The organism is Emticicia sp. 17c, assembly GCF_037153985.1.
In the GTDB taxonomy this organism is placed as follows: domain Bacteria; phylum Bacteroidota; class Bacteroidia; order Cytophagales; family Spirosomataceae; genus Emticicia.
Genome location: NZ_JBBAYI010000030.1, coordinates 1 through 8,879 on the forward strand (window position 1 = coordinate 1; position 8,879 = coordinate 8,879).

Genomic DNA, 8,879 nt, shown 5'->3' on the forward strand with positions numbered 1-8,879 from the left:
ACTATATTTGTTAATAATTTTAGCCACTTCATCACACCTTTCTTGTTTAGTTGAAGGAAAAATCTCTTTCAATTGCGTTCCGGTTATAGGAAATGTTGCCTTATTATCTGATGGGCTAGTGCCACCCACCCAATCTATCATTTTATCAGCCAATTCTTTTGTCTCAAACTCAAAAATCATAGCGGGTGTGTCACCTAATACAATATTTACTTTTTTCGGATTGTCTGCATCGCCTTCTGCATATAAAGCCTTCTCTTTTAAAACTACCTCAGTACCCATAAAACTCTAGCCATTTTTAATAAAAAACCTCATTCCTGCTTAGAAATGAGGTAATCACTAAGTTTATAAGGGTTTCAATTTGTTTCCACATCGCTTTTCTTTATCCAACCTTCAATGGTTTTTTTGCCGTAATATCTGATTTTTAGCCAGTCGTTTTTTTCTTCTAATATCTCTCCTTCATCCTCTTTGATGAGATACATTTTAGTAGATATACGAAGATTATTGTAAATGTCAGATTTTGTACTGACTATTTTCTTTAATTTATCCCTTCTTAGATATTTAATAAAATCTTGAATAGGTTTGGGAGGCTCTATTATGCGGAGCGTTCCACCAATTGTGCCGGGGACAGGAAGCCATGCCCTATTAGTCTCAATATAATTAGATTGAGCCAGTGAGAATGAATATGACATTGCACGATATTGCATTTCAGTGTATGCTTCTTCTATTTTATCTAAGCCTTCAAGTATAAAAATTTCATTCATTTTCGTACTACTTATGGGCATATCCAAAAAGACTGAGTCTTTCGGAATAGGAGTATACACATTGTTCCTCGCAGATTCGATATATGGGAAAGGTGTACGTGGAAAAAAGCAATAGAAACCATAAAAATATTTGGCTATGTTTAAATAATCTATTCCATTTTCTAACTTATTGTTATTCTTGATAAAATATAACTTATTATCATTGTATATCCAAAAACTTTGATCAGCATGGGGATAGTTATCATTTTTTTCATAAATCCAAGCATAGCCTTCCAAAAAATCATTGACAGTTCGTGCAGAAGTGCCTCCATTTAGCATATCTTTTTTTTGTGTCTGCGCATCACAACTGAGGATGGCTAACAAAATAATTATGAGTGTTTTTGTCATTTGTTTAAAACATTATATGCGTTTGTAAATATTCGTTCTCTATTCTCATTATTCTCCGCTTTTACATTGATAGTCTTTGAGACGTTTTCGAAATTATCATCAAAACCAGAAGAGTCGGGAATAGCATTGTCTGCCTTTTAATTGCCATTATTTTCTTCCCAGTACCACATACCCGATAGACAGGAAATTTCCATATCATCAAATGCCTCATCAGGGTTAGTCATTACCTTCTTGTAATCTCGTCCTAGCCCTTCGTTACTTAACCAGTCATCAAAATCCTTGTATTGTTTTTTTCAGGTTAATTGTAAAAAACCATGTCCTCTATATTTGTATCCATCGCAACTTTCCTCATCTCCATTGCCGCCTTCGCAACGATAGACATAGCAAAACAGATTTTTACCAGCTTGCTCTTTAGTAACTTCTCCAGCACCACATCTATATTTTTTAGATACATCAGATAAAGTATTCAAAGGATACTCTCAGTTTGCCTCTAAATCACTCTTTTTTATCCAACCTACTATCGTTTTGCCGAGCCATTCTCCATTTTGCTCAGGGTAATATTTAACTTTTAACCAACCGCTTTTTTCCTCTACCAATTCGATAGGATCGTTGTTGACAAGGTACTGTTGGGTAGGAACATTCGGTATTTTATATAGATAACTTTTTGCCGTTTTTATGCAGCCGTATTTTATATTTAAGAATTCCTCTACCTTCGCCTTTTCAACTTCATTTTTGCATAGTGCCTTTACAACTATGTTGGGTAGATGATGTATTTGCTGATGGTATTCATTATCTCTACCATTATAATTAAATGTAAAATAATTAGGTTCTCCATTTTGTGGCGGGGAAAATATCTCTTCTCCAGCGATTCCATTAAATAGTGCTATAAAATACTTTCCTGTTCCTTTTAAGTATTTGATACTATCGTTTGGTGCACTTGGATTTGGATTATACGAAAACATATTACCGTATTAGCAATATATTTGTGTCCCTATTATTACCCTCTTTCTAAAATGTAAGTGAAAGTTTTTTTAAATTACTTTTTATTAGGACTAAATTTAATATTGTATCCACTCACTTTATTAGCTTTAATTCTTGGATACGTTTTACGTATAGCTCTCTTAAAAGCTCTATGGATTCTATATATGATTTTTTCTCAATAGCCTTTTCTCTATTTTTTATCCAAATTCTTTGGTCTATTCTTAATTTTTCTCCTTTCAGTAATATCAATTTATTGTAAATATCGATTAATTCTCTGTCAAGCTTTGACAGATCTGCATTTCTACAAAGAACCTTTTCTGATAAACTTTTTGCCTGTGAACAGTCAAATGAAGGAGAAATGTCAAATGGATAAATATTATAAAAGGGTATTTCATTCAAATCTAAGCTATCAAGTCTTCTAATTACTAATTTATTCATTTCTTTAGCATCCAATACGTATCCTCCAGGTAAATTAAATTCTGAAAGATTTTCCTTATAATCTTTCTTTAGTGAAAGATAGTTTGATGGGATACAAACACATCTATAATATATTTGTTTATTATCAAAACTAATACTATAGATACCTTCTGATAATTTGGCTCCTACAAGTTTTTGATTCGAAAAAGGATTATAAAACATCCCGCTATAATTACTGTCTGTTTTTTTTGAGATATAATTTTCAATTATTGATTGACAAGCATCTCTGGGAAATGAAATTGTTGTATTTAATGTTGAAAACTCTTCCTGAGATTTATCATAGAATTGTCTCGCTATTAATGGATTTACAAGTGTATAGTTCATAATAGTAAAATGGCTCGACTTTTTTCTAAATGGCAAATTGCCTTCATAAAATATTTCAATAGGCGTATACTTCAAGTCTGGTTTTGGCTTAGTCTGTGCTTGGCACGATAAAGATATGCTTAGAACTAAAAGAATAATATTTCTCATTTGTTATAAATAGTTTTATTGATTGAATTTTCTTCTTTTTTATATCTATTTTTTATAATGATATCCCAATTGCTAATACTATTTCTATTAGCTTTTAAATATAATTTTCTTGCTGCATAAACTCGTTTAACATAGTCTTGCATAGAAATACTATTTGCGGTTTGATTCATAGTTACTTTTTGAGTTGATGATGGATTTTCTTTAGGATAATCTGATAAACTCGGCGAACAGTCCGAGTCATCAACATCCAGAATCTGGTTTTCAGAGCATCCTGTATAGTCTTTGAGTAATGCCATCATAAAAATTCTGAACGCACCTCCATGTTGTACTCCAAGTGAATAGCACATCTCTTTTAACGCTTCTTCGTCTTTTGAATTTAAATTCTTAAAAAGACTTGACTCACCAAACATATTCATTATTTTGTTGTATGTTGGCTTATAATTCTTTTCGGAAATAAATTCATGGGCTAAACTAATAAAACCATTATCATCACAAACTTTCTGAAATTCTGTCGTTAGTTCACACTTTTCACATCCATTTTTAGAGTCATTTTTTTTTGCATCATTTATAATAGTTTCTGTAAATCCTTTATATTCATTTATACTTTTATCCGGATATTTTTTTATTAACCAATCAATAAATTCGTTCAATTTTCCTGTTTTAACCGCCATTTAATGTTTACCATAGCTGCATCCACCCGATTCGTCATAACCTATATCACATGGATTTTTAGATTCTTCGGAAGCGGATAACCATCCATATTCTTGACCACTTTCATATTTTAAAGTTTTTGTTTCTTCTTTTTTATTCGCGCCAATCCAATCTATCATCTTATTAGCCAATTCTTTTGTCTCAAACTCAAAAATCATAGCGGGTGTGTCACCTAATACAATATTTACTTTTTTCGGATTGCCTGCATCGCCTTCTGCATATAAATCCTTCTCTTTTAAAACTACTTCATTACCTATAAAACTCTTAGTCATTTTTAAGAAAAAACCTCATTCCTGTTTGGAAATGAGGTAATCACTAAGTTTGATACTTTGCCTTATAAGGGTTTCAATTTGCTCCTACATCACTTTTCTTTATCCAGCCTCGTATCATTTTTTCACCATTAAACTCAATATAATACCAATCTTTTTCTTCATCTATTACTTTTGTTTTATCACCTTTTATCAAATACATAATCGTCTTTTCATTATTCGGTTCTTTATAAATGTAGGTTTTTTTATTTATTCGTTTCAGAACAGGTTTCAATACTTTGTATCGAAGTTGCCACAGCTCATGCTTTTTTACTCTTTTTTTAATAAAAATATCAAGTATATTTTTATTAAGCTCCTTAAAAGGAATATAAATTCTATTACCGCTTTCTGTCACATCTGGAGCAGAACCATAAGTTTTTCCATCCTTCCCAACAAAGGTATTTCCGTAAATTAGTTTCAAATCAGGTAAACCCCTTTCTAAATTCTCACAGGAGAACTTCGTATAATTATCAATAGTAAATGGCTTACTGTCTTTTTTTACTAAATTTTCCGGATAAACTATCTTCATATAATTATCAGGTTTAAACTCGTTATTAGCTATGTTTAAGTCAAATCCAATATCTCTCCCATTTCCTGTAATGACATAATAATTATCTTTATCAATAGGGAAATGCAAAGGTTTATTGCTGCGTTTTAAATAGATTATCGAAAAAGAAGTTAGTCTGACCATTAAATCTTCATTCAATACAAAATAATAATATGATGACATTCCCTCTTTAGGCTGTCTATAAGTTCCCCAACTTTTACTATTGACTGTTTCTAATATCAATTCGTTACTTCTGAAAAAACAATCTGCTTCAATTACTAACTGTTTCTCCCCAAATCTATTTAGGTAGTATTGCCCTTTACATTCTTTAGGACCACTTACATAGTAAGCATATTCCTGTAAATTCCAATACCCTTTTCTGAATCGTATGAATGGCGATTGAGTTGCCATGATACTTGAATAGGTTCTAATAGAATTTTTATCAAAATGAACCAATTCGCCTAAATGCATATAATCTTGCATAATTGAATACGGTGGATCATAATCTAAAGTATCCCCAATTTTATATTCCTTTTCACAATCAAATTCCCACTCCCGATGGACTATTTCCCATGTCCCTTCAATACTAAACTCTTCTGGTTTTAATACCTTTATTGGCTCTATGTATTTACCAAATTTAATTTCTTTTATATTTTGAGAGTACAGATTAAAAGATACTCCCATTAATAGACAAATAATTATTTTTTTCATATTTTCAGTTATTTACATTCATTATTTAATTCACATTCATCATTACATTCCTTAGTACTTAGTTTTTCATAAGAACAATTGATAAACATTTGACTTTCAGCAATTCTACGGCACATTAATCCTTTAAACCATTTTTTATCTCGATTTGTAAACGCACTTATAAAAGCCTCTTTGATATCAGGGTTTTCTTTTGGTATTTTAACTTCCCCATCCGCAATATTCTTTTCCCAATAATCATTTCCTGTCCCATAACTTCCTCTGTTATATATTACACTGGCTAAAGCATCCCATTGACATTGGTTGTATTTCACATTTGGTTTTGTAAATTTATTTTTCATTCGTTGCACATGTTCCTTAAAGTCTCCGTTTTCAAATATCTCCCACATTTCATCATCAGTTAATGGGCTTCTTTCGCACCAATATTCTAGATTTGTTTTACCGTCTGATCTTTTTGCAGCTGGATTTTCTATTATTTTACCAATACCCACAGTTAAATTGCCTTCTATTTTACCTCCTGTTTCGCAGTAATTTTTCCTAGGTCTCGAATTATCAGCATCATCATAGACATACGGTATTTTAGCTTCTGTTTCTGATACAAACTCTAAAACTGAACGAGTAGGTTTATAAGCACTTACATCAAAAATACCATTATTTGGAACTTTTTTACCACCTCCCATCCAATCTAATACTCTATCAGCCATTGCTTGACTTGTAAACTCAAAAATCATAGCGGGTGTGTCACCTAATACAATATTTACTTTTTTCGGATTGCCTGCATCGCCTTCTGCATATAAAGCCTTCTCTTTTAAAACTACTCCATTACCTATAAAACTCTTAGACATAGATAAAGAAATTTTTCCTAAATTGACGGAGCTAGAGGGTGTCTCGGCTTGCACATCTGCTTCAGTAGTATTTACGCAAGCTGTTGGTAAGTCATATAATTTTAAGTTTGTCTGTCCTAATATCTCTAATTTTAAAGCACTTATTATCACACCAATAGATAAACATTTATCATTTTCGTTTAACTTGATTTTTTTTAATACATCAGTTGTTAGTTCGTCAATCAAATCAGGGTCAGTAACGAGGGTATTAAAATCTTCTTTCAAAGAAATACCAACTACATCTTTCACTAAGCCGTCAATGGCAGTTTGGCATTGAGCCCCTCCTGCGGTAATATCCACAAACATAGCATCCGTAATGGGCGGAAGGCTTATACCTTTATCCTGAAACATCGGGTTTTCGAGAATTGTTTTTTTTAGCGTCTCCACCTTTTCGGTTGTTATGGGTGCTTCAATAAACAGTTTTCCATTGTCGCATATCAGGTTTTTGAGAATATCACCTACGGCTTTTTGGGTGGTCATGAAACCACAGTTGGAAGCAGTGGCTTCATTTGGCTGAGACACTACATTATCTTGACTAACTTCATTAATTACATTACTTTGTTGGATGGCTATTCGTTCATTGGCCAGAATTCTATTCAATTCTTTGATGTAATCGGGGTCAAAATGAACAGTCACATCGGATGTGCATTTTATTGTTTTATTATTATTGAGTGTTATTGTACATTCGGAAGTATAGACAGCCGGTGAAGTATCCGGAAATTGAATACTGATGATATTTTTATCGGAAATTTTTGTACCCTTATTATCATACCAGGTAACAACATTACTCGGGCAATTGGCGGAAGCCAGCCTTAATAATGCCCCCTTGGTAGAGAAATCATCTATTCCAGCATAAATTGCTTTTTCTTTTGGTGTATAGGTTGGATTAGACGATGTACCTATTGCCGATGCCATCCCTAATTTATATTCATAACTCCCCTGAAAGAAATCAGCACATTGCGTATTGTCTTTTATGACAGGTTTTGGCTCAGGCCTATAAATGATTACTTCTTTCTCGCAAAAAGGCAGAATCGCCCCTTTCCCGTTCATATTACATGCAATTTTGTAGGTAATGCTTCCGGTAGCATTATCATCTATTCGCTTATTTGAAGTAATATTTCCACTGCCACCATTGGAGTTTCGCCAAGAAATTGTTCCTAAATCACATCCAGTTATGGTAATATTGGCTAATCCACCCGTAACAATTGGAGGATTACTGTGAGCCTGATCAACGATCACATTAAAATCACAAGGGTTTGGTACAAGAATATCCCATTTTTTTGTGAGTCCTTCGCCTTTGTTAGCATCACAAACTACTTTAAATTCAACAGCTTGGTATGAGCCATCTATTTTTAGTGATGCTCCATTCATAGGTTTAAAGCCTGTCCCTGACCCGTTTGCTAAGGGATAATATTGCACAAAATATTTTACAATACCTTTTGTGCATTTATCATCATAGCATCCTGATGATTCTAAATTTATGGTTGTGCCTGCTAAGATATTATTGTAATATAGTTTAGAAAATGATTCTTGGGATAGATAAACAAATACTTTAGGTGTCTTTTTTGTTAATTTTACTTCACTTATAATTGTTTGTCCATTAAATTGGCATGTGGCTTTGTAAGTTATTTCTTGTGCTGTTGGCGTTACGATGCCATTAAGCGGAATAGCAGGGTCCCAAGTAACAACACCTGTATTTGTTTCTGTTACACCACACCATTTGCTACTTAATTGTATTTTATCATCACAATCAAAATTAGTTTTACTGGCTGATGCCACAAATGGAGTACATTCTGTGGGTGGGATAATTGGGGTGTTTTTTGAGTTAGAGTTCTGAGGTTCAAAAGGAATAGCAACTGGACATTCATGAAGTTCATCATACGCATCACGAACAATAACTATGGCTTCAAAAAGTGTTTTTGTTTTAGGAATATCAAAATACTTTAGTATATATTGTTCTCCCGAAAGAGATTGTTCACTTTTATCATTTAGCCATTTGATAGCATCGGCATACGCATAATATCCATTGTTGTTAGCAGAGCTAAGAGCTTTTATTTCTATTTTATCATTTTTTAAAGACAGTGTTATAGGCTTTGCGGAAGCATAATAGCCACATACTTGAACTGGTCTTGAAATGCTTAGTTCAGTCGATGAACAATTTTCATTGCCAATAAAACAAGTAGCTTTTATTGTGGCAGAAAAATTTCTTCTTATATCAGAGATTTTATATTGATTCAATCCAATTGCTTCACCATCAATATTTCTATTACCCTTATTCACTTCCCACTCAATGCGACCATCAGCAGGGCAGCCTAAAGCAGTTACCATTACAGACCCAACTGGTGCTCCCCAGTTATGATGTGACTCTAAATCATTTTGAATAAGTTTTAATTCACATTTTACATTGATTGTAGGAAGTTGGAAAGCACAGGCTTCACCACTACTATTTTTACAATACACTGCGTAAGTTTGGGAACTTGTAGGAGTATTTAACCAAATTTTATTGATACTTACAGTAGCAAGTTTTTCATCTCGCCAAACAATATCACTGCTACAACCTTTTACAATTAATCCTACTTCTTCGCCTTGTGTAATATCATAAGTAGTAGCCCTTGCCACTACATCTGTACATTTTTTATCAACT

General features: G+C 32.9%; 9 protein-coding genes. All 9 read right to left on the minus strand.

Translation table 11 applies throughout. The features are described from left to right. Positions 1-279, minus strand: a 279-nt coding sequence (locus tag WAA15_RS24100) for a hypothetical protein (RefSeq protein WP_337045418.1), incomplete at its 3' end; no start/stop codon positions are given. A gap of 74 nt (positions 280-353) precedes the next feature. Continuing rightward, the gene (locus tag WAA15_RS24105; protein WP_337045419.1) at positions 354-1,148 is read right to left on the minus strand and encodes a hypothetical protein; all 795 of its coding nucleotides are present in this window, start codon (positions 1,146-1,148) and stop codon (positions 354-356) included. A gap of 293 nt (positions 1,149-1,441) precedes the next feature. Next, positions 1,442-1,618 (minus strand): hypothetical protein, encoded by a 177-nt coding sequence (locus WAA15_RS24110; RefSeq protein WP_337045420.1) that lies wholly within the window; start codon positions 1,616-1,618, stop codon positions 1,442-1,444. A 9-nt stretch (positions 1,619-1,627) separates the two neighbouring features. Then, positions 1,628-2,110: a hypothetical protein gene (locus WAA15_RS24115; RefSeq protein ID WP_337045421.1), complete on the minus strand. Its 483-nt coding sequence runs from the start codon at positions 2,108-2,110 to the stop codon at positions 1,628-1,630. A gap of 112 nt (positions 2,111-2,222) precedes the next feature. Next, positions 2,223-3,077 (minus strand): lysozyme inhibitor LprI family protein, encoded by an 855-nt coding sequence (locus WAA15_RS24120; RefSeq protein ID WP_337045422.1) that lies wholly within the window; start codon positions 3,075-3,077, stop codon positions 2,223-2,225. Beyond that, a complete protein-coding gene (locus tag WAA15_RS24125) occupies positions 3,074-3,748 on the minus strand; it encodes a hypothetical protein (protein ID WP_337045423.1) in 675 nt (224 codons plus the stop codon). The genes WAA15_RS24120 and WAA15_RS24125 overlap by 4 nt, the downstream gene beginning before the upstream one ends. Next, entirely contained in the window at positions 3,749-4,060 is a 312-nt protein-coding gene (locus tag WAA15_RS24130; protein ID WP_337045424.1) for a hypothetical protein, read from the minus strand. Between the two features lie 73 nt (positions 4,061-4,133). Continuing rightward, entirely contained in the window at positions 4,134-5,354 is a 1,221-nt protein-coding gene (locus tag WAA15_RS24135; protein WP_337045425.1) for a hypothetical protein, read from the minus strand. 8 nt (positions 5,355-5,362) lie between these two features. Then, positions 5,363-8,854, minus strand: a complete 3,492-nt coding sequence (locus WAA15_RS24140; RefSeq protein WP_337045426.1) for a hypothetical protein — start codon at positions 8,852-8,854, stop codon at positions 5,363-5,365. Positions 8,855-8,879 lie beyond the last annotated feature (25 nt).